The organism is Paraburkholderia heleia NBRC 101817 (genome assembly GCF_000739775.1).
GTDB classification, from domain to species: domain Bacteria; phylum Pseudomonadota; class Gammaproteobacteria; order Burkholderiales; family Burkholderiaceae; genus Paraburkholderia; species Paraburkholderia heleia.
Genome location: NZ_BBJH01000039.1, coordinates 63,157 through 88,506, shown reverse-complemented (window position 1 = coordinate 88,506; position 25,350 = coordinate 63,157). Strand labels below are relative to the sequence as shown.

Genomic DNA, 25,350 nt, shown 5'->3' with positions numbered 1-25,350 from the left:
ATCGGAGAAGCTACTTGGCTAACAGCCCGAGTCTCGCAAAAACCGGTCGCAGCGCTCCGAAGTTCGGCGACCTGCGCCGGCGTGCAGTGTTCCTGCTGCTGGCGTTGGTCGTTTATCGTATCGGCGCGCATATTCCGGTTCCGGGTATCGATCCGGACCAACTGGCGAAGCTCTTTCAGAGCCAGTCGGGCGGCATCCTTGGCATGTTCAACATGTTCTCGGGTGGCGCGCTGTCGCGGTTCACGATCTTCGCGCTGGGTGTCATGCCGTATATTTCGGCGTCGATCATCCTGCAGCTGATGGCAATTGTTTCGCCTCAGCTGGAAGCGTTGAAGAAGGAAGGGCAGGCTGGACAACGCAAGATCACGCAGTACACGCGGATCTTCACGGTGGTGCTGGCGACGTTTCAGGCGTTCGGCATCGCGGTCGCGCTGGAAAATCAGCCCGGCCTCGTGATCGATCCGGGCATGGTGTTCCGCTTGACGACGGTCGTGACGCTCGTAACGGGCACGATGTTCCTGATGTGGCTGGGTGAGCAGATCACGGAACGCGGGCTTGGCAACGGTATCTCGATCATCATCTTCGGCGGGATCGCGGCAGGCTTCCCGAATGCGCTCGGTGGTCTTTTCGAACTGGTTCGCACCGGCTCGATGAGCATCATCTCGGCGATCATCGTGGTCGTTCTGATCGCAGCCGTGACGTACCTGGTGGTGTTCATCGAACGCGGCCAGCGCAAGATCCTCGTGAACTATGCGAAGCGTCAGGTCGGTAACAAGATTTACGGCGGGCAGTCGTCCCACCTGCCGCTCAAGCTGAACATGTCGGGTGTGATTCCGCCGATCTTCGCGTCGTCGATCATCCTGTTCCCGGCAACCATCCTGAACTGGTTCAGTTCGGGATCGCGAACCGGCTGGTTTGCGGACACGCTGCACAATGTGGCCGAAGCCCTCAAGCCTGGCCAGCCCGTGTACGTGTTGCTGTATGCGTTGGCGATCGTGTTCTTCTGCTTCTTCTACACCGCACTGGTGTTCAACAGCAGGGAAACGGCCGACAACCTGAAAAAGAGTGGCGCGTTCGTACCTGGCATCCGCCCGGGCGATCAGACGGCACGCTATATCGACCGCATCCTCACGCGTCTGACGCTGGCCGGTGCGATCTATATCGTGTTCGTTTGCCTGCTGCCGGAGTTTCTGGTGCTGCGCTGGAATGTGCCGTTTTATTTTGGTGGAACGTCGCTGCTGATCATTGTCGTCGTCACAATGGACTTCATGGCGCAGGTGCAGTCGTACGTGATGTCGCAACAATATGAATCGCTGCTCAAGAAGGCCAACTTCAAGGGCGGCGGCGTCCCGATGCGTTAAAAGGACCTATGGCCAAAGACGATGTAATCCAGATGCAGGGCGAGGTTATCGAAAACCTCCCCAACGCGACCTTCCGGGTGAAGCTGGAAAACGGCCATGTCGTTCTGGGACATATTTCCGGAAAGATGCGGATGCACTACATCCGCATTCTCCCGGGCGACAAGGTGACGGTTGAGTTGACGCCTTACGATCTGTCGCGTGCGCGGATCGTGTTCCGGGCGAAGTGATTTAGGAAAAAGGGTAATATCATGAAAGTGATGGCATCGGTAAAGCGCATTTGCCGCAACTGCAAAATCATCAAGCGCAACGGCGTCGTTCGCGTGATCTGCAGCTCGGACCCGCGCCACAAGCAGCGCCAAGGCTGATTAGCGCGCTTGCGCTTTTTGTTTGAGGAAAAACAATGGCTCGTATTGCAGGGGTTAACATCCCGAACCACCAGCACACCGAAATCGGCCTGACGGCAATTTTTGGTGTCGGTCGCACGCGTTCGCGCAACATCTGCGTGGCCGCCGGTGTGCCGTTCAACAAGAAGGTCAAGGACCTGAACGACGCGGATCTGGAAAAGCTGCGTGAGGAAGTGGGCAAGTTTGTCGTCGAAGGCGATCTCCGCCGTGAAGTGACGATGAACATCAAGCGCCTGATGGACCTCGGCTGCTACCGCGGCGTGCGCCATCGCAAGGGCCTGCCCCTGCGCGGCCAGCGTACGCGTACCAACGCACGTACGCGTAAGGGTCCGCGCCGCGCAGCACAGTCGCTGAAGAAGTAAGCGGAACTGAAAGTTACAGGAAAACGTAATGGCTAAGGCTTCGAACAACTCCGCGGCGCAACGCGTTCGCAAGAAGGTTAAGAAGAACGTCGCCGAGGGCGTGGTTCACGTTCACGCGTCGTTCAACAACACCATCATCACGATCACCGACCGTCAAGGCAACGCGCTTGCCTGGGCAACCTCGGGCGGTCAGGGCTTCAAGGGTTCGCGTAAGTCGACTCCCTTCGCAGCTCAGGTCGCAGCCGAGTCGGCTGGCCGCGTGGCGATGGAATACGGCGTGAAGAACCTCGAAGTGCGGATCAAGGGCCCCGGTCCTGGCCGCGAATCGGCGGTGCGCGCGCTGCATGGTCTTGGCATCAAGATCACCGCGATCTCCGACGTGACGCCGGTTCCGCACAACGGCTGCCGTCCGCCGAAGCGTCGCCGTATCTAAGGCGTCGCGTTTGCCGTTCGCCTGAGCCGCCGGAAACGGCGACCCAGGCTCTCGGCGTTATTGAATTGACTAAGCCCACCGTTCGGTCCAAAGGGCCGGACTAGCGCGATACCTCCAGGGGTTTCGCGTGATCAATTATCGAAGGAAAGCAACGTGGCACGTTATATCGGCCCGAAGGCCAAGCTGTCCCGCCGTGAAGGCACCGACCTCTTCCTGAAGAGCGCACGCCGCTCGCTCGCCGACAAGTGCAAGCTCGACAGCAAGCCGGGTCAGCACGGCCGCACCTCGGGCGCCCGTACGTCCGACTACGGCACGCAGCTGCGCGAAAAGCAGAAGGTCAAGCGTATCTACGGCGTGCTCGAGCGCCAGTTCCGCCGCTACTTCGCGGAAGCTGACCGTATCAAGGGCAACACCGGCGAAAACCTGCTGAAGCTGCTCGAATCGCGTCTCGACAACGTCGTGTACCGCATGGGCTTCGCATCGACCCGCGCTGAAGCGCGTCAGCTCGTGAGCCACAAGGCTCTCACGCTGAACGGCGTCGTCGCGAACATCCCGTCGATGCAAGTGAAGGCCGGCGACGTCGTCGCGATTCGCGAAAAGGCGAAGAAGCAGGCGCGTATCGTCGAAGCCCTCTCGCTCGCAGAGCAAGGCGGCATGGCGGGTTGGGTGTCGGTCGACGCGAAGAAGTTCGAAGGCACGTTCAAGGGCATGCCTGAGCGCAGCGACATCGCTGGCGACATCAACGAAAGCCTGATCGTCGAATTGTATTCGCGGTAATCGGATTGACGGCCGGGGTAACCTCTGTGCTTCGCGCAGGAGGCAACCTCGGCCGTTTTTTTCAGGTTGTTGCCATCTCAGCCTTATCGGTGTAACGAGCCGAGGGTATTGAAAAGGAAAACCTATGCAAACCAGTTTGTTGAAACCCAAGATCATCGCTGTGGAATCGCTCGGCGACAACCACGCGAAAGTGGTCATGGAGCCGTTCGAACGCGGTTATGGCCATACCTTGGGTAACGCGCTTCGGCGCGTGCTGCTGTCGTCGATGGTGGGCTACGCGCCGACCGAAGTGACGATCGCAGGCGTCGTGCACGAATACTCGACGCTCGATGGTGTGCAAGAGGATGTGGTCAACCTGCTGCTGAACCTGAAGGGTGTCGTTTTCAAGCTGCATAACCGTGACGAAGTGACGGTTACGCTGCGCAAGGAAGGCGAAGGCGTCGTCACCGCTGGCGACATCGAGCTCTCGCACGACTGCGAAGTGATCAACCCGGAACATGTGGTTGCGCATCTGACGAAGGGCGGCAAGCTCGACGTGCAGATCAAGGTCGAAAAGGGCCGCGGCTACGTGCCGGGCAACGTGCGCCGTTACGGCGACGAGTCGGCCAAGATCATCGGCCGTATCGTGCTGGACGCGTCGTTCTCGCCGGTTCGCCGCGTGAGCTACGCCGTGGAAAGCGCGCGTGTCGAACAGCGTACCGACCTCGACAAGCTCGTGATGAACATCGAAACCAACGGCGTGATCTCGCCTGAGGAAGCGATCCGCCAGTCGGCCCGCATTCTCGTGGATCAGCTGTCGGTGTTCGCGGCTCTGGAAGGCACGGAAACGGCCGCGGAAGCGCCTTCGCGCGCACCGCAGATCGACCCGATCCTGCTGCGTCCGGTGGACGATCTCGAACTCACGGTTCGCTCGGCGAACTGCCTGAAGGCCGAGAACATCTACTACATCGGCGATCTGATCCAGCGCACCGAGAACGAGCTGCTCAAGACCCCGAACCTGGGTCGCAAGTCGCTCAACGAGATCAAGGAAGTGCTCGCTTCGCGCGGTCTCACGCTCGGCATGAAGCTCGAAAACTGGCCGCCGGCCGGGTTGGACAAGTAAGTCGACAGGTAAGTAATGTGGTAAAGACGCGGTTTTTCCTTTAAAATCCGCGTCTTGCCTTTTTCACGCACCGGCCCGTGCTTCGTCGAGGTTGCCAAACCCGCGAGGCGATAGAAGAGCTGGACCAAAACTTTGTTTCAAGGAAATTGAAATGCGTCACCGTCATGGTCTGCGGAAACTGAACCGCACGAGCAGCCACCGTCTGGCAATGCTCCGTAACATGTCCAATTCGCTCATCGAGCACGAAGTCATCAAGACGACGCTGCCGAAGGCGAAGGAACTCCGTAAGGTTGTCGAGCCCCTCATCACGCTGGGCAAGAAGCCGTCGCTCGCAAACCGTCGTCTGGCGTTCAACCGCCTGCGCGATCGTGACTCGGTCACGAAGCTGTTCGACGTGCTTGGTCCGCGTTTCGCGAACCGTCCGGGCGGCTACCTGCGTATCCTGAAGTTCGGTTTCCGTGTTGGCGACAACGCGCCGATGGCACTGGTCGAACTGCTCGACCGTCCGGAAGTCGCGGAAGAGAACGTCCAGGAAGCGGAATAAGCCTTCCGTCGCTCGATCCCCGGATTGCGCGGCACACAAAGAAGCCAGGCCTAGCCTGGCTTTTTTGTTTTCGGGTGCGGATTAAAGCGCGTCGAACCGTGTTTGCCGGTTGCGGTTCCCTTTTGCCGCTCGGTGCACGAAAGAAGCCGATCGGCGCCAATGGTACGATTACGTTCTGCCCCGAAGCCCGTTTGCTGTCGCATGCGGGCACCACGCCGGAGTTCGTCGTGACCCTCAATGTGACCCTGATGCTGACTACGGTGCCCGACGAGGGCGCTGCCGAAAAGCTCTCCGCCGGGGCGCTCGCGCAGCGTCTCGCTGCGTGCGTGACGCGCCTTGGCGCCGTGCACTCGCAGTATCACTGGCAGGGCAACGTCGAGTCGGGCAACGAGATCCAGCTGCTCTTCAAGACGAGCCTCGCCCGCGCGGCCGAGCTCGAACAGTTCATCCAGACCCAGCATCCCTACGAGACGCCCGAGATTCTCTCGTGGCAAGCCACGGCGTCGAACGCCTACGGGCAATGGGTCAATGCCGAGACTCAGCGCACCCTTCATGTCTAACCGCTTCGATCGGCGCTCGCGCGCCGCGCCGTACGCCTCGCTGTCCGGCTTTCTCCTGCTCGTCTGCTGTCTGCTGCCAATGCTGTTCGGCGTGTCTGTCGCGCGGGCCGACGACGACTTCCTGCCGCCCGACCAGGCCTTCACGTTCAGCGCGAGCGAAGCGCCGGGCACGATCGACGTGCATTTCAAGATCGCAGACGGCTACTACATGTACCGCGAGCGCTTCGCCTTCGCCGCGCGCAACGGCACGGCGCAGCTCGGCGAGGCGCAGATCCCGCCGGGCCACGTCAAGTTCGATCCGACCTTCCAGAAGAATGTCGAAACCTATCGGGGCGAGCTGACGATCCGCGTGCCGGTGCAAAAGGCGAGCGGTCCGTTCGATCTCGCGGTGACATCGCAGGGCTGTGCCGATGCGGGCATCTGTTATCCGCCTGCGGAACACGTGTTTCACGTGAGCGGAGCGGCTTTGCAGGCCGCTACGGCCGGCCAGCGCCCCGTGCCTGGCGCGGCGACGCCGACGCCCGCGCCCGAGCCGCAAACGAACGCAGCGCCCGCTTCCGGCGACAGCGGGGAGCCCTGGTACGAGCGCGCCACGAGCGCCGATTACGCGCAATCGCTGCTGCAAGGGGGCGGCTTTTTCGCCGTGATCGGCCTGTACTTCGTGGCCGGCATGGTGCTGAGCCTCCTGCCCTGTTCATACCCGATGATCCCGATCCTCTCGGCGATCATCGTCGGTGAGGGCGCCCGCGTCACGCGCTCGCGCGGCTTCGCGCTCTCGCTCGTCTACGTGCTCGGCATGGCGCTCGTCTACACGGTGCTGGGCATTGCCGCAGCGCTGGTCGGCCAGAGCCTTGGCGCATGGCTGCAGAACCCGTGGGTGCTGGGTGTGTTCGCGGTGCTCCTCGCCGCGTTCGCCGTCATGCTGATTGCCGGCTACGATATCGCGCTGCCGCAGCGCTGGCAGGACGGCGCCTCGCGCGCCACCCAGGGCCGTTCCGGCGGCAAGTTCGCCGCAGTCGCCGTGATGGGCGCGCTTTCCGCGCTCGTGGTGGGCGCGTGCATGACCGCGCCGCTCTTCGCGGTGCTGGCGTTCATCGCGCACACGGGCAACGCCGTGCTCGGCGGCGCGGCGCTCTTCGCGATGGGCCTGGGTCTTGGCGTCCCGCTGATGATCCTCGGCCTCGGCGCGGGCTCGCTGTTGCCTCGCGCGGGTGCGTGGATGGACGGCGTGAAGGTGTTCTTCGGCGTCGTGCTGCTCGCGGCCGCGCTGTGGATCGTCTGGCCGGTGCTCGGCGCCACCGCGCAGATGCTGCTCGCCGCCCTCTGGCTGCTGCTCGCGGCCGCCGCGCTTGGCCTCTTCACGCCGAACGCAGGGGGGGGCAACGTCTGGCGGCGCCTCGGGCGTGGCCTCGGTGCGGCGTTCGCGATCTGGGCCGCGACGCTGATCGTCGGTCTTGCGGCGGGCTCGACCGATCCGCTGCGTCCGCTCGCGGTGTTGGCCGCGCGCGTGGGCGGCGCGAGCGATGTTGCCGCAGACGGCGCGGCGCAGTCCGCCGGCGAAGCGAATGCATTGGTCTTCGCACCCGTGCGCTCGCCCGCGCAACTCGACGCGGCGCTCAAGACCGCGGGCAAGCCGTCGATGCTCGACTTCTACGCCGACTGGTGCGTGAGCTGCAAGGAAATGGAGAAGTTCACGTTCAGCGACCCGCGCGTGCAGGCGCGCCTCGCTGAGCTGGGACTCTTGCGCGCCGATGTGACCGCCAACAATTCGGACGATCAGGCACTGCTCAAGCGCTTCGGCCTCTTCGGGCCGCCGGGCATCATCTTCTTCGATACACAAGGGCGCGAAGTGTTGCGCGTCGTCGGCTACGAGAATGCCGACCGGTTCCTCGCGCGCCTCGATCGCATGACGGCGCCGGCGCCGGCGCCGCAGACGCGGCCAGCGCCATCGGCCTGATTGGCGGCATTGCGCGCGCGAGATCGCGCAGCGGCCAAAAAGCAAAAAGGGCACGTCCGCGGACGTGCCCTTTTTCATGCGATGCGGCATGCGGCGCGCCTACTTCTGCGCCCGCAGCAAACGCGCGGCGTCGAGCGCGAAATACGTGAGGATGCCGTCGGCGCCCGCGCGCTTGAACGCGAGCAGCGATTCCATCATCACCTTGTCGTGATCGAGCCAGCCGTTCTGCGCGGCGGCCTTGAGCATGGCGTACTCGCCGCTCACCTGGTACACGTAGGTCGGAAAACGGAATTCGTCCTTCACGCGGCGCACGATATCGAGATACGGCATGCCGGGCTTCACCATCACCATGTCGGCGCCTTCCTCGATGTCGAGGCGCACTTCGCGCAGCGCTTCGTCGGAGTTCGACGGGTCCATCTGGTAGGTCATCTTGTTGCCCTTGCCCAGATTCGACGCCGAGCCCACGGCGTCGCGGAACGGACCGTAGAACGCCGAAGCGTATTTGGCCGAGTACGCCATGATGCGCGTGTGGATGTGGTTCTCGCTTTCGAGCATCTCGCGGATCGCACCGATGCGCCCGTCCATCATGTCCGAAGGCGCGACGATATCGACGCCGGCTTCCGCCTGGGCGCGGGCCTGCGCGACGAGGATCTCGATGGTCTCGTCGTTGATGACGTAGCCGTTCTCGTCGAGCACGCCGTCCTGGCCGTGGCTCGTGTACGGGTCGAGCGCGACGTCGCAAAGCACGCCGAGGTCGGGGAAACGCTTCTTCAGTTCGCGCACGGCGCGCGGAATCACGCCGTCGGGGTTCGTCGCCTCGATGCCATCGGGCGTCTTGAGCGCCGGGTCGACAACGGGGAAGAGCGAAAGCACGGGAATGCCGAGTTCGACGCACTGCTCGGCGACGCCCATCAGCAGATCGATCGACACGCGTTCGACGCCGGGCATCGACGGCACGGCTTCGCGCACGTTGTTGCCCGCAATGACGAATACGGGGTAGATCAGGTCGTTCGTGGTGAGGAGGTTTTCGCGCATCAGACGGCGCGAGAAATCGTCACGTCGCATGCGGCGCGGACGATGATGCGGATAGAAGCTCATGTCGGCGGATATCTTGAAACGGGATGGGTCCCGGAGCGCAGGAAACTTTTCGGGACAATGGTATATCATACCGATCGAGCGAGGCGCCTGGCGCCGAGCTCCCCGCTTCTCCTCCCTGAGCGGGTGCCTGTCGTTTTTCGATAAGGCTGTTTAGCCCGCCGGAAATCACGGCGGGTTTTTTTATGTGCGCCGGAAGGGACTTAGGCCAGGCCCGCGGCGCAGGCCGCAGAGGACGCTTGCACCTGGTGTTGGCTTGACCGGAGCGCTAGTGCGCATACCGCGGCAAATGCCGCGCCGGCCATGCGAAAAGATCTGATGAATGCGCGTGAAAAGCCCGACAGCGTGGGCTCGTAGACGACTGAGGGCCTGCCTGAAGCGACTGGCCCGAGAAGGGTTGTTACGCGTGTGCGTCGGTTTCGCCGACCGATTCCTGCGGCACGATCCAGCTCTCGATCACGGCGTGCGCCTCCTCGAGCCCCACGCGCTTGAGCGCCGAAAAGAGCTGGGCGCTCAGCTTCCCTTCATAGCCTTGCTTGCGGTACTCGTCGAACGCCTTGTGGGTCGTGCGCAGCGCGAGCACGCTTTCCTGACGCGTCAATTTGTCGCACTTCGTAAGGAGTGCGTGGATCGGTTTGCCCGTCGGCGCAAACCATTCGACCATCCGGCGGTCGAGGTCGGTGAGGGGGCGGCGGGCGTCCATCATGAGGATGAGGCCCGACAGCTGCGCGCGCGTTTGCAGATAGAGCGAAAGCAGTTGCTCCCAGTGCGTCTTCGCGGCTTCCGGCACTTCGGCATAGCCGTAGCCGGGCAGGTCGACGAGATAACCCGCGGGTTCGTCGGCGGGGCCGACCGAGAAGTAGTTGATGTGCTGGGTGCGGCCCGGCGTTTTCGAGGCGAAGGCGAGCCGCTTCTGGTTGCACAGCAGATTGATGGCGGTGGATTTGCCGGCGTTCGAACGGCCGGCGAACGCTACCTCGGGCCGCGCCGTGGCGGGCAGGTCGCGCAGATGGTTCACCGTCGTGAAGAAGCGGGCTTGGTGCAGCAGGAAGGCCATCGGAAAAGGACCACAATGTGAAACAACGCGGCGGGAGGGTCGCCGGGCCCGGACGCGCCCGGGATGGATGCTGGAATATCGGGGGCAGGCCCGACTGGCGCCGTAGCGCCTTGCGCGCTATTGTACAATGCGATGGTTTACTGAATACCAGTGAGGCCAGCGCGGGCCTTCGAGGTAGATCGGTCGCTGTCGTCCATTGCAGAACCTGATTCCCACAAGACGAAACAAGGTGCGCGAATGAATCGACTGGGCAAGTGCTTGAAGGTGTTCGAGAGTGCGATAGCGTCAGGTCTTACAGCAGGTTTATTCATGATGGCGGGGCAGGCAAGCGCGGCGGACCAGGGAACGCCGGCCAAGCCCGACATCGCCCGGGGCCAGGCCATTGCCTCGCAGGTGTGCGCGGCCTGCCACGCGGCCGACGGCAACAGCACCGGCGGCGCCTACCCCAAGCTCGCCGGCCAGCACGCCGACTATCTCGTCAAGCAGCTCAAGGACTTCAAGCCACAGCCCGGCGGCAAGCCGGCGGCGCGCGCAAACCCCATCATGGCCGGCTTCGCTGCCGCGCTGTCAGACCAGGATATGATCAACGTCGCAGCCTGGTTCGCCTCCCAGACACCCAAACCCGGCTACGCGCGCGACGCGAAGACCGTGCCGTTCGGCCAGTCGATCTGGCGTGGCGGGATCGCCGACCGGGGCGTGCCGGCCTGTGCGGCCTGCCACGGCCCCACGGGCCAGGGCATTCCGATCCAGTATCCGCGCCTCTCGGGCCAGTGGTCGGACTATATCGTTGCACAACTCAATGCTTTCCAGCAGGGCACGCGTAACAATAACGATCCGATGCGCACGATCGCGCACCGGCTCTCGGACGACGAGATCAAGGCCGTCGCCGATTACGCGGCCGGGCTGCATTGAGCGCAGCAGGGTCGCCGCGCGCTTGATCGGCGGTTTCACGGCGCGGCTGGCCGCAAAACAAGAAAGGGTGAGGGCGTCGTCACGCTGACGGCGCGCCTGCACCCTTTTTTGCTGTCATGCTTGATCGGCAAGAAAGCAGCAAGAGCGAAAACGCGGAGTTTGAATGAGCGTCACCACGCAGGGTTTGCAGTTGAATGTTCGCCAGAAGGCGGTGAAGAGCGCCGTCGAGCTGATCAGTTCGATGCGCTTCGCGATTGCGCTGCTCGTCGTGCTCGCCATTGCGAGCATCATCGGCACGGTGCTCACGCAGGACGATCCGTACCCGAACTACGTCAACCAGTTTGGCCCCTTCTGGGCCGACATCTTCCGCTCGCTGAGCCTCTACACGGTTTACAGCGCGTGGTGGTTCATGACGATCCTCGGCTTTCTCGTGGTGTCGATCTCGCTGTGCGTGATCCGCAACGCGCCGAAGATGCTCGCGGACATGAAGAGCTGGAAGGACAAGGTCCGCGAAGGCAGCCTGCGCGCGTTCCATCACAAGGGCGAGTTCGCGGTGGAGGGCAGCACGCGCGAGCAAACCGCCGCCACGCTCGGCAAGCTGGCGGGGCGCATGGGCTACCGGTTCGTCACGCGCGAGAGCGAAGGCGCCACGCTCATCGCGGCCAAGCGCGGTGCGCTCACGAAGATCGGCTACATCTTCGCGCACCTCGCGATCGTGATCATCTGCCTGGGCGGCCTGCTCGACAGCAATCTGCCGATCAAATTCCAGATGTGGCTCTTCGACAAGACGCCGATCCGCAGCAACGCCGTCATCAACGACATTGCGCCCGAGCACCGGCTCTCGCAGTCGAACCCGACCTTCCGCGGCTACGCCTGGGTGCCCGAGGGCCAGTTCGTCTCCACGGCCATCCTCAACCAGCCCGACGGCTCGCTGATCCAGGACCTGCCGTTCTCCATCCAGCTCAACAAGTTCATCGTCGATTACTACTCGACCGGCATGCCCAAGCTGTTCGCGAGCGACATCGTCGTGATCGACCACAAGACGGGCCAGCGCATTCCGGCGCGCATCGAGGTGAACGAACCGTTCGAGTACGACGGCGTGTCGATTTATCAGTCGAGCTTCCAGGACGGCGGCTCGCAGATGTCGATGACCGCGTGGCCCATGGCGGGCGCGAGCGCAAAGAGCTTCCCGTTCGGCGGCACGATCGGCAATTCCGCGCCGCTCGCGGTGCCCGCCGGCCAGACGGTGCCGGGCGTGGATGGGCAGACGATCGAATTCGCGGACTTCCGCGCGATCAACGTGGAGAACATCTCGAATGGCAGCGGCGCGAACGACGCGCGCGGCGTGGCGCATCAGTCGCTCAAGGAAGCGTTCGACGAGCGCCTCGGCTCAGGTGCGAAGAGCGCGAAGCCGCTCGATCTGCATAACGTCGGGCCCTCCGTGCAGTACAAGGTGCGCGACAAGGACGGCCAGGCGCGCGAGTACAACAACTACATGCTGCCCGTGGATGTGGGCGGCGGCGACCGCATGTTCCTCGCGGGCATGCGCGAGAATCCCGACGATCCGTTCCGCTACCTGCGCATTCCCGCCGACAGCGGCGGCACGCCGAAAGAGTGGATGATGCTGCGCGCGGCCTTCGAGGACCCGGCCTTGCGCGCGCAGGCGGCGAAGCGATTCGCCGCGCGCTCCGTCCCCGATTCGAATCGCGAGCTGCAACAGCATCTCGAGGATAGCGCCGGGCGTGTCTTGAGCCTGTTCGCGGGCTCGGACGCCCCGCAGGCAGGCGCTGCAGGTGCTGCGGGCGGCTTCCAGGCCGTGGCCGCGTTCATCGACAAGTCGGTGCCGAAGGCGCAGCAGGAAAAGGCGGCGAGCCTCCTGCTGCGCATGCTCGAAGGTGCGACGTGGGACCTCTGGCAGCTCGCGCGCGAACAGGCCGGCGAGCCTGACCTGAAGCCCGATGCCGACGCCGCACGCTTCGTCCAGGACTCGATCAACGCGATATCCGACAGCTTCCTGTATGGATCCCCTGTCTATCTACAGCTCGATTCATTCAGACAGGTGCAAGCTTCGGTATTTCAGTTGACGCGCGCGCCAGGCAAGAAAGTCGTGTATCTTGGCAGCCTGTTGCTCGTGCTCGGCATCTTCTCGATGTTCTACGTGCGTGAGCGGCGTCTGTGGTTCTGGCTGAAGGACCGGAAGGGCCAGGACGGTCGGGACCACGGCGTCGATGTCATCATGGCGATGTCGACTGCCCGCCGTACCCTCGACTTCGAGAAGGAGTTCGCCCGCACCCGCGACGCGGTCGGCCGTGCGCTAGGCGCGGCGCCGCAAACGGGCGCCACGAACGATGCGGGCGACACGCACGGCAGCGGCACGGACCGTGCGCCCTGATCCACGCACGTGATTGCAGCCACTCACGATCAACACCGGTAAGCCCATGGACTTGTCTCAGGTTTCCTCCTCCGCGAAGGCTCGCCGCGCCGAACGTGCGCAGGTGGCCAATGCCGCTGCGGCGCACGGCACTGCGAGTGCCCGCGATCCCCTCGCCGACGCCCTGTTCGACGAACGCCCCTTCCTGCGCCGCCTGACGCTAGTGGACTGGCTGTTCGCGCTGGCGCTCGTGGCGGGCGCGGGCTTCGCGCTCTCGCGCTACCACGCGCACATGAACTACTACGACAAGCTGGTGCTCTGCGGCACGACGCCGGCGCTCGTCGTACTGGGCTGGCGCTGGAAGCCGGCGCGGCTGCTCATGGCCGGCATCGCGGTACTCGCGCTGTTAGCGATTCAGATCTATCAGGGCGACCTCGCGCGCGCGGACCAGGCTTTCTTTCTCAAGTACTTCCTCTCCAGCCAGTCGGCGATTCTGTGGATGAGCGCGTTGTTCGTGCTCGCCACGCTGTTCTACTGGATCGGCCTGCTCTCGCGTTCGCCCTCGGGCGGCTCGATCGGCTCGAAGCTCACGTGGGCGGCGGTGCTCATGGGCTTCGTCGGCCTGATGGTGCGCTGGTACGAGTCCTACCTCATCGGCGCGGACGTCGGTCACATTCCCATCTCGAACCTCTACGAAGTGTTCGTGTTGTTCAGCCTCATCACCGCGCTCTTCTATCTGTATTACGAAAAGCACTACAACACGCGGGCGCTCGGTGCGTTCGTGCTGCTGGTGATCAGCGCGGCCGTGGGCTTCCTGATGTGGTACTCGATCTCGCGCGACGCACAGCAGATCCAGCCGCTCGTGCCCGCGCTGCAGAGCTGGTGGATGAAGATCCACGTGCCGGCGAACTTCATCGGCTATGGCAGCTTCGCGCTTTCGGCCATGGTGGGCGTCGCGTACATCGTGAAGGAGCGCGGCGTGCTGGCGGACCGCCTGCCCGCGCTCGAGGTGCTCGACGACGTGATGTACAAGTCGATCGCCGTAGGTTTCGCGTTCTTCACCATCGCGACCATTCTCGGCGCACTGTGGGCGGCGCAGGCCTGGGGCGGCTACTGGAGCTGGGACCCGAAGGAAACCTGGGCGCTGATCGTGTGGCTCAACTACGCGGCCTGGCTGCACATGCGCCTCATGAAGGGCCTGCGCGGCAGCGTGGCGGCCTGGTGGGCCCTCACGGGTCTGCTCGTCACGACCTTCGCGTTCCTTGGCGTGAACATGTTCCTTTCGGGTCTCCACAGCTACGGCAAGCTGTAACCGGATCGGCCCGCAAGACGAATTAACCGTCGGATGCCTCGCGCTCCGACGGTTTTTTTTCGTTCGCCGGGAAGTTTTCTGCGAATGGCGCGTTTGCCCGCTTGAGGCTATCCAGTCGATCCACTTCGTGCGCAGCACGGCAGGACGGGTCGAGATACGATCAATGCGCTGGCGGCGCACGCCACGCGAGAAGCAGGAGCCAAGCGATATGTGGATCAAGCGGAACAGCAGGATCTTGCTCAACGGCGACGACATCCCCGCGAGCGAAATCACGCCGCAAAAGGTGTACGAACAGCGCCGGCGCATTCTGAAGGCGGCGGGCGCGCTCGCGCTCGGCGGGATTGCGGGGCCGTTCGGTGCGGCGCAGGCGTTTGCGGAATACGCGCCCGGCGACCCGAAGGCGCAGAAGCTCGCCGCGCAGACGAACACGAAGTTCGTCGCGCTCGACAAGGTCACGCCCTACAAGGACATCACGACCTATAACAACTTCTACGAGTTCGGCACGGACAAGGGCGATCCGGCGCAAAACGCGCACACGCTGCGGCCGCGCCCGTGGAAGCTGAGCGTCGAGGGCGAGGTGAAGAACCCGAAGGTCTACGACATCGACGAGATCCTCAAGCTCGCGCCGCTCGAAGAGCGCGTGTACCGCCACCGTTGTGTGGAGGGCTGGTCGATCGTCGTGCCGTGGATCGGCGTTTCGCTCTCCGAACTGATTCGCCGCGCACAGCCCACGGGCAATGCGCGCTACGTGCAGTTCATCACGCTCGCCGACCCCTCGCAAATGCCGGGCCTCGCCGAGCCGATTCTCGACTGGCCGTATTCCGAAGGCCTGCGCATGGACGAAGCGATGAATCCGCTCACGCTGCTCACGGTGGGCCTCTACGGCCAGGTGCTGCCGAACCAGAACGGCGCGCCCGTGCGCGTGGTCGTGCCGTGGAAGTATGGCTTCAAGAGTGCGAAGTCACTGGTGAAGATCCGCTTCGTCGAGAACCAGCCGCCCACGAGCTGGAACAAGTACGCGCCAAACGAGTACGGTTTTTATTCGAACGTGAATCCGAACGTCGATCACCCGCGCTGGAGCCAGGCTACGGAGCGGCGCATCGGCGAGGACGGCTTCTTCCAGCCCAAGCGCAAGACGCTCATGTACAACGGCTACGGCGACCTCGTGGCGTCGATGTATCAGGGCATGGATCTGCGCAAGAACTTCTGAGCAACAAGCGTGATGGAGCAAGAGATGGAATCGACGACGACACCGCAGGCCGCCGCGCGCGTGGGGACGGTTCAGGCGCGTCCCGCGCGAAAGGCGGGGGTGGCGAGCGTGACGGGCCCGCGCTGGCTGCCTTGGGCGAAGGTGGCGGTGTTCGTTGCGGCGCTGTATCCGCTCGCGCGCCTCGTGCTGTTCGGCTTCACGGACGGGCTCGGTGCGAATCCGATCGAGTTCATCACGCGCTCCACGGGGCTCTGGACACTGGTGTTCCTGTGCATCACGCTCGCCGTCACGCCGCTGCGCCGCCTCACGGGCTGGAATACGCTGGTCCGCTTTCGGCGCATGCTGGGCCTCTTCGCGTTTTTCTACGCAACGCTGCACTTCACGACCTACATCTGGTTCGACAAGTGGTTCGACGTCGCCGCGATGTTCAAGGACGTGGGCAAGCGGCCGTTCATCACAGTGGGCTTCGCGGCGTTCGTGCTGCTGATTCCGCTTGCCGTGACGTCCACGCGCGCGATGGCGCGCCGGCTGGGACGCCGCTGGCAGACGTTGCATCGGCTCGTCTACGCGATCGGCGTACTGGCGATCCTGCACTTCTGGTGGATGAAGGCAGGTAAGCACGATCTCGTGCTGCCCAAGCTTTACGGGGCGATCATGCTGGCGCTGCTCGGCTGGCGCGTGGCCGTGTGGCTGCTTGCGCGATGGCGCGTCTCGCGCTCGGGTGCGCGCGCCGCGTAGGCGAAATTCACGCCTGGAGAGAACGAAAAAGCGACGCCGCGGCGTCGCTTTTTGCATGGGCGAGCAGACGATAAACTCAGTCCGGCAGCACGCGCTCACTCGCGAACAACTGTGCCACGTTTTCGCGTTCGCGCGCGAGATGCACGCGCTTGCCGTCGACCATCACCTCGGCCGCGCGCGCGCGTGTGTTGTAGTTCGAGCTCATCACGAAGCCGTAGGCGCCCGTGGAGCGGATCGCGAGCACGTCGCCCGGTTCGATTGCCAGCGGGCGAGCGCGGCCCAGCCAGTCGCCGCTTTCGCACACGGGGCCGACCACGTCGTAGGTCTGCGGCGCCGACTGGCGCGCAACGACAGGCTCCATCGCGTGATACGCGTCGTACATGGCGGGGCGCGCGAGGTCGTTCATCGCGGCGTCGACGATCGCGAAGTTCTTTTCCGAGCCTGGCTTCAGGAATTCGACCGTGGTGAGCAGGATGCCCGCATTGCCCACGAGCGAGCGGCCCGGCTCGAAGTACACCTCGCGCGTCTTGCCCGTTTTCGCGCCATACGCTTCGATGCGGTCGAGCACCGTGCGCACGAACTCGCCGATGTCGGGCGGCGTTTCGTCGTCGTAGGTAATGCCGAGGCCGCCGCCTACGTCGATGTGGCGGATGCTCACGCCGTCGGCTTCGATCTGGTCGACGAGTTCGAGCAGCTTGTCGATGGCGTCGAGATACGGCGCGATTTCGGTGATCTGCGAGCCGATGTGGCAGTCGATGCCGACCACGTCGAGGTGCGTCATGGCTGCGGCGGCACGATAGGCCGCGCGCGCTTGTTCGAACGCCACGCCGAACTTGTTCGCTTTCAGACCGGTGGAAATGTAGGGATGCGTTTTCGGATCGACGTCCGGGTTCACGCGCAGCGAAACCGGCGCCTTCCTGCCGAGCTTGCCCGCCACCTCGTTCAGGCGGTCGAGTTCGGGAATCGATTCGACGTTGAAGCACTTCACGCCCGCTTCGAGCGCTTCACGCATTTCGCCGGCGGTCTTGCCGACGCCCGAGAACACCACGTCCTGCGCTTTACCGCCTGCCGCGAGCACGCGGGCGAGCTCGCCCGCCGAAACGATGTCGAAGCCCGCGCCTTCGCGCGCGAACACGTTGAGCACGGCGAGGTTGCTGTTCGCCTTGACCGCGACGTGCACCTTGGCGCGGCGGCCGGCGCAGGCGTCGGCGTAGGCATGCCACGCGGCGGTGAGCGCCGCGCGCGAATACACATAGAGCGGCGTGCCGTACTGTGCGGCGAGATCGGCGGCCGAGACGCCTTCTACGAAGAGCGTGCCGTTATCGCGGTGAAAAGCGGACTGGGTCATGCGAGCGTTTTACTGGGTTGGCGTCGTGCCGGAAGCCGGTTGCGGGCTGCCGGTGGTCGCGGGTGGGGTGCCAAGGTCGGTGTCCGGCGACAGCGAGAGCGGCGTACCCGAGGTGTCCGGAATCATGCCGACGGGTGCCGATGCCGACTCGGTGGCACTCGCGGGCGAGCTTGCAGGCGTCGCGCCGGTTTCCGGCTGCGTGGTTTCGAAATTGGGCTTGGGCGGAAGCGGCGGCACGGTGGGCATGTAAAGCGCGCCGCGCTGGCCGCAGCCTGCGAGCGCGACGGCGCCGATCGCAAAAGCCGCTAGAATCGCGCGGGGCGTCCATGCGCTGGGGGCCGCTGCGCGCGTCCGGGAAATGACACGCATAATTGTCCCTGAATGAATAACCGGTGGAGTTTAGCATGCCAGACAATGACTACCTGAGCCGCGCGGAGGCCGTGCTGGCGGCCGTGGAGCGGGCCGTGGACGAGGCCGAAGCGGACATCGAACTGGAGCGCAGCGGCAACGTCCTGACGCTCGAATTCGAGAATCGCACGAAGATCATCGTGAATCTGCAGCCGCCGATGCGCGAAATCTGGATCGCGGCGAAGGCTGGCGGTTTCCACTATCGCTTCGTCGACGGCGAGTGGCGCGACACGCGCACGGGCACCGAATTCTTCTCGGCGCTCACGGCCTATGCAACGGAGCAGGCGGGCGAGCCGGTGCGGTTTGAACCTTGAACGCGCGAGCGTGAGTTCGTAAAGGAAGCGGGCGCCAGTCGAAAAGACCGGCGCCCGTTTGTCATCGTCATCGCCGCGGCGAGCTTCAGTGCCCGCGGAACAGATTCATGATGTCTTCCTTCTCCTTCGCATTCACGTGCTCCGGGGCGGGCGCGGCGCCCGCATCGTCAGCGTTACCCGCGCCCGATGTGCCGCTCGCCGACGCCTCGAGCGCCGCCTGACTGATGCCCACGGTCGAGACGAAGCCGTGGCCCGGCGTGGCGTCGGCGTAGTAGAGTTCGTCGCCGAGCGTGACGACGCCGTCCGGCATCGCCATCCTGTACTCGGGCACGCCGTTGAGCGCCTTCTGCATGTAGTCGATCCAGACCGGCAGCGCGAGACCGCCGCCCGTTTCCTTGTCGCCGAGGCTGCGCGGATTGTCGTAGCCCATCCAGGCGATCGCGGCCAGCGTGTGCTGATAGCCCGCGAACCACGCGTCGCGCGAGTCGTTGGTCGTGCCGGTCTTGCCGCCCAGGTCGGTGCGCCTGAGGACGTTCGACTTCGCGCCCGTGCCGTGCTGCGCGACGCTCTGCAAGAGGCTGTTCATGATGTAGGCGTTGCGCGGGTCGATCGCGCGCGGCGCGTTCTGCCCGGCCACGAGCGGCTGCGCCTGGGCGACCACCATGCCGCGCTGGTCGGTGACCTCGGCGATCAGATACGGATTCACGCGATACCCGCCGTTGGCGAACACCGAGTAGCCGGCGGCCATCTGCAGGGGCGTGACGAGACCCGCGCCGAGCGCCATCGGCAGATAGGCGGGATGCCGGTCGGCGTCGAAGCCGAAGTGCGTGATGTACTGCTGCGCGTACTTCGTGCCGATGTGGTTGAGGATACGGATCGACACGAGGTTCTTCGACTTCATGAGCGCCGTACGCATGCTCATCGGGCCGTCGAAGCCGCCGCCGTAGTTCTTCGGCTCCCACGGCTGGCCGCCCGTTTCGGCGGCGCTGAAGAAGAGCGGCGCGTCGTTGATGACGGTCGCAGGCCCGAGCCCCTTGTCGAGCGACGCCGAGTAGATGAACGGCTTGAAGCTCGAGCCCGGCTGACGCCACGCCTGGGTGACGTGGTTGAATTTGTTCTTGTTGAAGTCGAAGCCGCCGACGAGCGCGCGGATCGCGCCGTCCTGCGGCACGATCGAGATGAACGCGCCCTCGATTTGCGGCAACTGCGTGATCGACCAGTCGCCCGCGTTGTTGCGCGCGAGGCGGATGATCGCGCCCGGCCGGATTTTCTGCGACGGCTGCGCGCGCGCGGAGAGCGCGAACTGCGCGAAGCGCAGCCCGTCGCCGGTGATGCTCGCGGTGTTGCCGTCCATGAAGGTGGCTTTCACTTCCTTCGGGCTCGCCGCCGTCACCACCGCCGCCACGAGTTCGCCGTTGTCGGGGTGCTCGACGAGCGCGTCGTCGATGGCCTGCTCGCGCTCGTCGCTGTCGGTGGGCAGGTCGATGAACGCCTCGGGCCCGCGATACCCGTGGCGGCGCTCGTAGTCCATCAGCCCCTTGCGCAGCGCGCGATAGGCGACGTCCTGATCGGCGGAGTCGATGGTGGTGACGACGTTCAGTCCGCGCGTGTACGCCTCCTCGTGGTACTGCGCGTACATCATCTGGCGCACCATTTCCGCCACGTACTCGGCGTGGACGCTGAATTCCTTGCCGGTGCCCTTGACGACGAGCGGCTGCGCCGCAGCCTCGTCGTACTGCTGCTGGGCGATGTAGTGCAGTTCGAGCATGCGCTGGAGAATGTACTCCTGGCGCACCTTCGCCCGCTTCGGATTGACGACCGGGTTGTAGGCCGACGGCGCCTTGGGCAGCCCGGCCAGCATCGCGCACTCGGCGAGCGTGAGGTCTTTCAGGTCCTTGCCGAAGTACACGCGCGCGGCGCTCGCGAAGCCGTACGCGCGCTGGCCCAGATAGATCTGATTCATGTACACCTCGAGAATCTGATCCTTCGAGAGCTTCGACTCGATCTTGTAGGCGAGCAGCATCTCGTAAATCTTGCGTGTGTAGGTCTTTTCGCTCGAAAGGAAGAAGTTGCGCGCCACCTGCATGGTGATCGTGCTGGCGCCCTGGGTGGCGTGGCCATTGGTGAGCGCGACGAAGCCCGCGCGCGCGATGCCGGCGAGGTCGACGCCGCCGTGATCGTAGAAGCGCGCGTCTTCGATGGCCAGAATGGCCTTCTTCAGGTTGTCGGGCACGTCCCTGAAATGGACGATGTCGCGCCGCTCCTCGCCGAATTCTCCGATCAGCACGTGGTCGCGCGTGTAGATGCGCAGCGGCACCTTCGGGCGGTAGTCGGTGAGCGCCTCGAGCGACGGCAGGTTGGGCGTCGCCACGACGAGCGCGTAGCCGAGCACCAGTGCCACGCATACCGCGGCGGCGAAGATGAGGCCGAAAAAGGCGATCAGCAGCGTGGCCCACCACGGGCGCTTGCGCCGGCGGGGCGGCTCGGGCGGCGTGGCAGGCGGTACGGACGAAGGAAGCTGATCTTGCATACGAACACCAGAAAAACGGTCCCGCGATTATAGCCGCCGCGCACCCGCGGGCTTTCGGGACGCTTACGTGGACGGCGCGAACGAGCATGCCGCCCGCCGTTTCTGTCGACGCGTCTGCTGACGCTCTTGCTGATATTCGCACTGTAGACGCGGCCCTCGCGCGTGGATAGCGCTCGCGGCGACCGTTGGCCGTTCGGCCGAGTATTCGCGCGCCGCCCGGGTTCGCACAATTTCCCCATCGACGCGCGGCGAACGGTTTGCGGTGCGCGCACACACAGGAGGGATGCGATGGGTTTCGGAAATTCGGTGTTGTTGGGCGCGCGCCGCTTTGCTGCGGGCGTGGATCTAGGCGCGCGCGGGGTCACGCTGGTGGTGTTGAGCCAACGCCTTTTCGGGGCGGGGCCGGTCCGCATCGAATGGCTGGCGAGCGCGCCGCTCGCGCGTGAGGCGCTTGCAGGCGCGGAAATCGTCGACCGGGCGGCCATCGTCGCGGCACTTCGCAGCGTGTTCGGCGAGTTGCCGCGCGCCAGCGCCGCGGCGTCGCTGCGTTGCGCCATGGCGCTGCCCGCGAGCGCGACGCTCGTCGCGACGGTGCCGCTCGCGCGTCTTGCGCCAGCGGGTGCGGTGGACGAGTCGGGCATTCACGCGGCGCTCGAGCCGCTCGTCCTGGCAGAGGCGGAACGCGTGGCGGGCGTGGAGCGTGGCGAACTGGCGGTCGACTGGAGCGTGCAGCCGGCCACGCCGCGCAGCCACGAAGCGCAGGTGACGATCGCGGCGACGGCGCGGCAGCATCTCGAAGTGCGCATCGAATGCGCGGCAATGGCGGGCATCACGCTGTGTGCCCTGGACGGCGAGGCGCACGCCGCGTTACGCGCCATGCGGCACGCGGCGGTGTACGAGCTGCCGCCGCACGAACCCTGGGTGGCGATCTGGGTCGGCCCGGAAGGCTTGCACGGCTGGTTGGTCGCCGACGACTCGGTCATCCGGCACATACGCTTTCCCGCGCTCGAACATGCCGATCTCGTGGAGGCGCTGCGCGACCTCGTCGACGGCGAGCAGGCCGGCTGCGTGCAGGTCTCGGGCGAGCTTGCCATGCTGCGTGGCACGAACTTCACGCTGGCCGACCTCGGCGACGCGCTGGGCGCGCCGGTGCTGCCGTTCGAATGCGCGACGCTGGCCGATGTCGAGTGGCCGCTCGCGGCGACACTGTTGCATGACCCGGGGTGCGCGGTGGCGTTCGGACTCGCGTTGCGCGGGGTGACGGAATGACGCCCGCGCGCGCGATGCGGGTCTTTCCGCGCCGGGCCGTCGGCGGATTCAATCTGCTGCCGTGGCGGCAGCGCGCCATCCGCAGGCGGCTTCGCCGGCACCTGCTCGAATGGGGCGTCGCGGCGCTTGGCGGTGGCGCGTGTGCGCTGGGTATCGTGCTTTGGCAGTGCATCGAACGCAGCGCGCTCGAGGCCCGGCGCGAGGCGCTGGAGCAGCCGATGGCGCAGTGGCGCGCATCGCTTGCCGAGGCGCAGCGCCTCGCGCGGGAGAGCGAAGCGCGCCGCGTCGGCGATCAACTAGCCCGGCAGCACGCGCGGGCCAGGGCACGCTTTTTCGCCCTCGCGGACGCGCTGGCGAGCGACGCAGCGCCGGGCGTCGGCTTGCAACAGCTCGCGCAGTTCGCCGATGAAACCGATCTGCAGGCGAGCGCGGCGGACGCATCGGCAGCCGCCGCCTGGCTCGGACGGCTGCGCTCGCTGCCCGATGTCGAAGCCGTGAGTGTGCGCGAACTCAAGCGCGGCGCGCCGGCCGGCGCTGCACGCGAGCGCGTGTCCGATGGAGAACCGATTCGCGTCGCCGCCCATCTCGTCTGGCAAGGCGCGAGCACTGTGCCGCGGGCCGGCGCACCGCGAGCGCGCGAGTCGTCCCAGGCGTCGAGCGGCGCCGCAGCGAAGGAGGCGGCATGAGCACGATGCCTGCGCACGCTGGACAGGAGCGCGCGCTCGCTGCGGCTCAGTCAGGCGCGGGCAACGCCTCGCGCGGATGGCCGCCGCTGCACGCGTGGAGTCCGCGCCGCCGCCTGGCTGTCGATCTGACGATTGCCGTGCTGGCTCTCGCCACCGCGACCGGCGCCTGTATCGTCGGGGATCCGCTTGGTGTGCATGCAGCGCGCGAGGCGCTGGAAGCCGCTCAAAAGCGCAATGCCGACGCCCGCAAAATGCTGGCGCGTCTGCCCGCGCTGCGCGACGCTGCGGCGCGAACGCCCTGGCGTGCGCCGCGTGCTGGCAATTCCGCCGACGACATTCGCCGCATCTCGCAACTCGCCGCGCAATCGGACCTCGTGCTGCAAGTGCTGGAGCCGGGTATCGCGGGCGGCACGCAAACCGAGGCGTTCCGCTCGATCAAGCTGGTCGCGCAAGGCACCTTCGCGCAACTGCGCCGACTGCTCGAAGGGTTGGCGCGCGAGCCGGCGCTCACGGTGCCATCCGAGCTTGCAATCCGGCGCATCGGAAGCGGGTTGTCGGTCTCGGCAACATTGCATGTATACGATGCGCTTGCGGCTGTGCCGCCGGCGGCAGCGTCTGCCGCAGCGGCGGTTCGCGATCCCTTCGATCCCTTCATGCAGGCGGCTGCGGCCGGGAGGGCGGAAGACGGGTGGCGTCTGGCCGGCATCCTCCAGGATCGGCAGCGTATCCTCGCGCTCGTGGAAACGCCTGATGGCGTCGTAACCGCGCAGGCGGGCGAGGCGATCGGCGACGCTCGCGTGCTGGAAATCGCGCCGGCACGGGTGGTCGTCGCGGCGCGTGGGACGACGCGCGCGCTCGGATGGGCGGAGCCTGCCAAATGAGCGCGCTCGATCGGAACGTTGCTGTCCTCGCCGCGTTGATGGTGAGTGTTGCCGCGTGCGCTGCATGGGCCGCGGCGCCGCCGCCTCGACCTCTGCCTGGGTGGGCGCGTCAGCCGGTTGCGCTCGCGAGCTACGAGGTGCCGCCGTTGCCCGACGGGGCGGGGGAGCCCGCGGCCGGCCAGTGGATCGCCAATCCGTTCACGGGAGGCAGCGATGCCCCTGCGTCCGAAGTCGTACCCGAAGGCGTTTCGCAGGCGCTCGAGGACGGCGACACCGGCATGCCCCACGCCGCCCAGCCTTTGCACGAACCCGGCAGCGAGGCGCCAGCGGTCGGGCCGCTCGAGGGGCCGCCGGTACCCATGCGCGCGCCGATGCGTCTTGGCGACGCCGCGGCAGCCAGCGACGGGCTGCCGCCGGACCGGCCGATTACGCTCAACTTCCAGCGCGCTGAGCTGACGGCCGTTCTGCACGCGTTCGCCCAGTTCACGAAGCTCAATATCGTCGCGAGCGAACGTGCACGCGGCGAGGTGACGTTGCGCCTCGACCGCGTGCCGTGGCGTACCGCGTTCGATCTGCTGCTGGAGGCAAACGGTCTCGCGATGTCGCGCATCGGCGAAGTGATCTGGGTCGCGCCAGCCGCGGAGGTGGCGGCGCGCGAACGGCAGCGTTACGAGGCGCACGCCCGGGCCGCGGAGCTGGAGCCGCTCGCGAGCCGCTCGTTCGAGTTGCAATACGCGCGCGCCGAGGATTTGCGCCGCTTCCTGACCGGCTCGGGCACACAGCGCGCGCTGTCAAAACGCGGCACGGCGGTGGCGGACGCGCGTACGAACCTCCTGTTCGTCACCGACCTGCCGGCGCGGCTCGACCAGATCGGCGAACTCGTGTGGCGGCTCGACGCGCCCGCACGTCAGGTGCTGATCGAGGCGCGCATCGTCGAGGGAGACGAGGGGCTGTCGCGCGAACTGGGCGTGCGTCTTGGCGTGACGCCTGTGAGTGTTGACGGCACGACGGCCCGCGGCTTGACCACCCGAGCCGACGGCACGGTGTACGACCTCGCGGCGGGCCCGATTTCCGGCTTCGAGCCGGCAGGCCTTGGGCTCACGCTACTGGCCGCGCGCGCCACGCGCCTGCTCGACATCCAGTTGAGCGCGCTCGAGGCCGAAGGGCGCGGGCGGGTGGTATCGAGTCCGCGCGTCGTCACCGCCGACCGCACGAAGGCGGTCGTCGAGCAGGGCACCGAGCTGCCTTATCAGGCCAAGGTCGGGCAGGGCGTTTCGGGGGTGCAGTTCCGGCGCGCCAGCCTGAAACTCGAAGTCGAACCGCAGATCACACCCGATGGCCGTGTGATACTCGATCTCGATGTGGCGAAGGACAGTGTCGGCGAGCAAACCGCCGCCGGGCCGGCGATCAACACCAAACACGTGCAGACGCGCGTGGAAATCGAGGACGGCGGGACGGTCTCGATTGGCGGCATCGACGCGACGGATGACCGCGATGATGTGACGCGCGTGCCACTCCTGGGCAAAATACCGGTTCTGGGCGCGCTTTTTTCGCATCGCGCGCGCCGGGATCAGCGCAGCGAACTGGTGGTTTTCATCACGCCGCGTGTCGTGGAGCCGAATTGACCCTCATTGGTCGGGCAAACCGGCTGCCAGCGCGCAGCCGCAGGTTTGCGGGGCCGGAACGACAGGGCCGCAGGCTCGACAACGCCGCCGCTTT

At 65.5% G+C, this 25,350-nt stretch carries 25 protein-coding genes and 1 pseudogene; 20 read left to right on the top strand and 6 right to left on the bottom strand.

All coding sequences use genetic code 11. The features are described from left to right. Window positions 1–14: 14 nt before the first annotated feature. The 10 genes from secY (at window position 15) to dsbD (ending at window position 7,500) form a co-directional block, all read left to right on the top strand. Window positions 15–1,361, top strand: coding sequence for a preprotein translocase subunit SecY (gene secY / locus BHE01S_RS28270; protein ID WP_028206524.1), 1,347 nt, complete (start codon window positions 15–17; stop codon window positions 1,359–1,361). An 8-nt stretch (window positions 1,362–1,369) separates the two neighbouring features. Further along, complete coding sequence (infA, locus tag BHE01S_RS28265; protein ID WP_004521905.1) at window positions 1,370–1,588, top strand: translation initiation factor IF-1; 219 nt, start codon at window positions 1,370–1,372, stop codon at window positions 1,586–1,588. Window positions 1,589–1,609: 21 nt separating this feature from the next. Next, complete coding sequence (rpmJ, locus tag BHE01S_RS28260; RefSeq protein ID WP_027819338.1) at window positions 1,610–1,726, top strand: 50S ribosomal protein L36; 117 nt, start codon at window positions 1,610–1,612, stop codon at window positions 1,724–1,726. Window positions 1,727–1,761: 35 nt separating this feature from the next. Next, a complete protein-coding gene (rpsM, locus tag BHE01S_RS28255) occupies window positions 1,762–2,127 on the top strand; it encodes a 30S ribosomal protein S13 (RefSeq protein WP_028213337.1) in 366 nt (121 codons plus the stop codon). 28 nt (window positions 2,128–2,155) lie between these two features. After that, window positions 2,156–2,560 carry a 30S ribosomal protein S11 gene (gene rpsK / locus BHE01S_RS28250; RefSeq protein ID WP_006052224.1) on the top strand — a complete coding sequence of 135 codons (405 nt, stop codon included), beginning with the start codon at window positions 2,156–2,158 and terminating at the stop codon, window positions 2,558–2,560. Window positions 2,561–2,713: 153 nt separating this feature from the next. Next, window positions 2,714–3,337 carry a 30S ribosomal protein S4 gene (rpsD, locus tag BHE01S_RS28245; RefSeq protein ID WP_042269728.1) on the top strand — a complete coding sequence of 208 codons (624 nt, stop codon included), beginning with the start codon at window positions 2,714–2,716 and terminating at the stop codon, window positions 3,335–3,337. 124 nt (window positions 3,338–3,461) lie between these two features. After that, on the top strand, window positions 3,462–4,439 hold the full coding sequence (locus BHE01S_RS28240; protein WP_042269725.1) for a DNA-directed RNA polymerase subunit alpha: 978 nt from the start codon (window positions 3,462–3,464) through the stop codon (window positions 4,437–4,439). Between the two features lie 151 nt (window positions 4,440–4,590). Continuing rightward, window positions 4,591–4,983: a 50S ribosomal protein L17 gene (rplQ, locus tag BHE01S_RS28235; protein ID WP_027797304.1), complete on the top strand. Its 393-nt coding sequence runs from the start codon at window positions 4,591–4,593 to the stop codon at window positions 4,981–4,983. A gap of 248 nt (window positions 4,984–5,231) precedes the next feature. Further along, complete coding sequence (gene cutA, locus BHE01S_RS28230) at window positions 5,232–5,543, top strand: divalent-cation tolerance protein CutA (RefSeq protein WP_084069323.1); 312 nt, start codon at window positions 5,232–5,234, stop codon at window positions 5,541–5,543. Continuing rightward, on the top strand, window positions 5,536–7,500 hold the full coding sequence (dsbD, locus tag BHE01S_RS28225; protein WP_042269722.1) for a protein-disulfide reductase DsbD: 1,965 nt from the start codon (window positions 5,536–5,538) through the stop codon (window positions 7,498–7,500). Before cutA ends, dsbD begins: the two co-directional genes overlap by 8 nt. A 99-nt stretch (window positions 7,501–7,599) precedes the next feature. Here the strand turns inward: dsbD and hemB are convergent, their stop codons facing one another. Together hemB and yihA are read right to left on the bottom strand one after the other, a co-directional pair. Beyond that, complete coding sequence (gene hemB, locus BHE01S_RS28220) at window positions 7,600–8,598, bottom strand: porphobilinogen synthase (protein WP_028206531.1); 999 nt, start codon at window positions 8,596–8,598, stop codon at window positions 7,600–7,602. A 397-nt stretch (window positions 8,599–8,995) separates the two neighbouring features. Beyond that, window positions 8,996–9,652 carry a ribosome biogenesis GTP-binding protein YihA/YsxC gene (yihA, locus tag BHE01S_RS28215; protein ID WP_042269720.1) on the bottom strand — a complete coding sequence of 219 codons (657 nt, stop codon included), beginning with the start codon at window positions 9,650–9,652 and terminating at the stop codon, window positions 8,996–8,998. A gap of 237 nt (window positions 9,653–9,889) precedes the next feature. Between yihA and BHE01S_RS28210 the strand changes: the two genes are divergently transcribed. From BHE01S_RS28210 to msrQ, 5 genes are all read left to right on the top strand, one after another. After that, window positions 9,890–10,564 carry a c-type cytochrome gene (locus BHE01S_RS28210; RefSeq protein WP_042269718.1) on the top strand — a complete coding sequence of 225 codons (675 nt, stop codon included), beginning with the start codon at window positions 9,890–9,892 and terminating at the stop codon, window positions 10,562–10,564. Between the two features lie 163 nt (window positions 10,565–10,727). Further along, entirely contained in the window at window positions 10,728–12,956 is a 2,229-nt protein-coding gene (locus BHE01S_RS28205) for a cytochrome c biogenesis protein ResB (protein ID WP_042269716.1), read from the top strand. 46 nt (window positions 12,957–13,002) lie between these two features. Further along, window positions 13,003–14,247, top strand: a complete 1,245-nt coding sequence (ccsB, locus tag BHE01S_RS28200) for a c-type cytochrome biogenesis protein CcsB (protein WP_042269714.1) — start codon at window positions 13,003–13,005, stop codon at window positions 14,245–14,247. A gap of 208 nt (window positions 14,248–14,455) precedes the next feature. After that, window positions 14,456–15,457, top strand: coding sequence for a protein-methionine-sulfoxide reductase catalytic subunit MsrP (gene msrP, locus BHE01S_RS28195; protein ID WP_042269783.1), 1,002 nt, complete (start codon window positions 14,456–14,458; stop codon window positions 15,455–15,457). 12 nt (window positions 15,458–15,469) lie between these two features. After that, window positions 15,470–16,195: a protein-methionine-sulfoxide reductase heme-binding subunit MsrQ gene (msrQ, locus tag BHE01S_RS28190; protein ID WP_084069320.1), complete on the top strand. Its 726-nt coding sequence runs from the start codon at window positions 15,470–15,472 to the stop codon at window positions 16,193–16,195. Window positions 16,196–16,271: 76 nt separating this feature from the next. On the opposite strand, the gene lysA is transcribed toward msrQ, so the two are convergent. The 3 genes and pseudogenes from lysA to BHE01S_RS39705 form a co-directional block, all read right to left on the bottom strand. Continuing rightward, window positions 16,272–17,543 carry a diaminopimelate decarboxylase gene (gene lysA / locus BHE01S_RS28185; RefSeq protein WP_042269712.1) on the bottom strand — a complete coding sequence of 424 codons (1,272 nt, stop codon included), beginning with the start codon at window positions 17,541–17,543 and terminating at the stop codon, window positions 16,272–16,274. Window positions 17,544–17,552: 9 nt separating this feature from the next. After that, window positions 17,553–17,789, bottom strand: coding sequence for a hypothetical protein (locus BHE01S_RS28180; protein WP_321898974.1), 237 nt, complete (start codon window positions 17,787–17,789; stop codon window positions 17,553–17,555). Next, a pseudogene (locus BHE01S_RS39705) lies at window positions 17,790–17,912 on the bottom strand (hypothetical protein); the annotation flags it as partial. A 35-nt stretch (window positions 17,913–17,947) separates the two neighbouring features. Here BHE01S_RS39705 and cyaY point away from each other — a divergent pair. Then, window positions 17,948–18,265, top strand: a complete 318-nt coding sequence (gene cyaY / locus BHE01S_RS28175; protein ID WP_042269708.1) for an iron donor protein CyaY — start codon at window positions 17,948–17,950, stop codon at window positions 18,263–18,265. An 85-nt stretch (window positions 18,266–18,350) separates the two neighbouring features. Here cyaY and BHE01S_RS28170 read toward each other — a convergent pair whose 3' ends face one another. Beyond that, window positions 18,351–20,795 (bottom strand): penicillin-binding protein 1A, encoded by a 2,445-nt coding sequence (locus tag BHE01S_RS28170; protein WP_042269707.1) that lies wholly within the window; start codon window positions 20,793–20,795, stop codon window positions 18,351–18,353. A gap of 288 nt (window positions 20,796–21,083) precedes the next feature. Here BHE01S_RS28170 and pilM point away from each other — a divergent pair, with 288 nt between their 5' ends. The 4 genes from pilM to BHE01S_RS28150 are packed head-to-tail and all read left to right on the top strand — an operon-like array spanning window position 21,084 to window position 25,256. Then, window positions 21,084–22,064 (top strand): type IV pilus biogenesis protein PilM, encoded by a 981-nt coding sequence (pilM, locus tag BHE01S_RS28165; protein ID WP_042269705.1) that lies wholly within the window; start codon window positions 21,084–21,086, stop codon window positions 22,062–22,064. Continuing rightward, window positions 22,061–22,750: a hypothetical protein gene (locus BHE01S_RS28160; protein ID WP_052406164.1), complete on the top strand. Its 690-nt coding sequence runs from the start codon at window positions 22,061–22,063 to the stop codon at window positions 22,748–22,750. The genes pilM and BHE01S_RS28160 overlap by 4 nt, the downstream gene beginning before the upstream one ends. Beyond that, window positions 22,747–23,631 (top strand): hypothetical protein, encoded by an 885-nt coding sequence (locus BHE01S_RS28155; protein ID WP_052406162.1) that lies wholly within the window; start codon window positions 22,747–22,749, stop codon window positions 23,629–23,631. Before BHE01S_RS28160 ends, BHE01S_RS28155 begins: the two co-directional genes overlap by 4 nt. Further along, the gene (locus tag BHE01S_RS28150; protein ID WP_042269703.1) at window positions 23,628–25,256 is read left to right on the top strand and encodes a type IV pilus secretin PilQ; all 1,629 of its coding nucleotides are present in this window, start codon (window positions 23,628–23,630) and stop codon (window positions 25,254–25,256) included. The genes BHE01S_RS28155 and BHE01S_RS28150 overlap by 4 nt, the downstream gene beginning before the upstream one ends. Window positions 25,257–25,350: the final 94 nt, after the last annotated feature.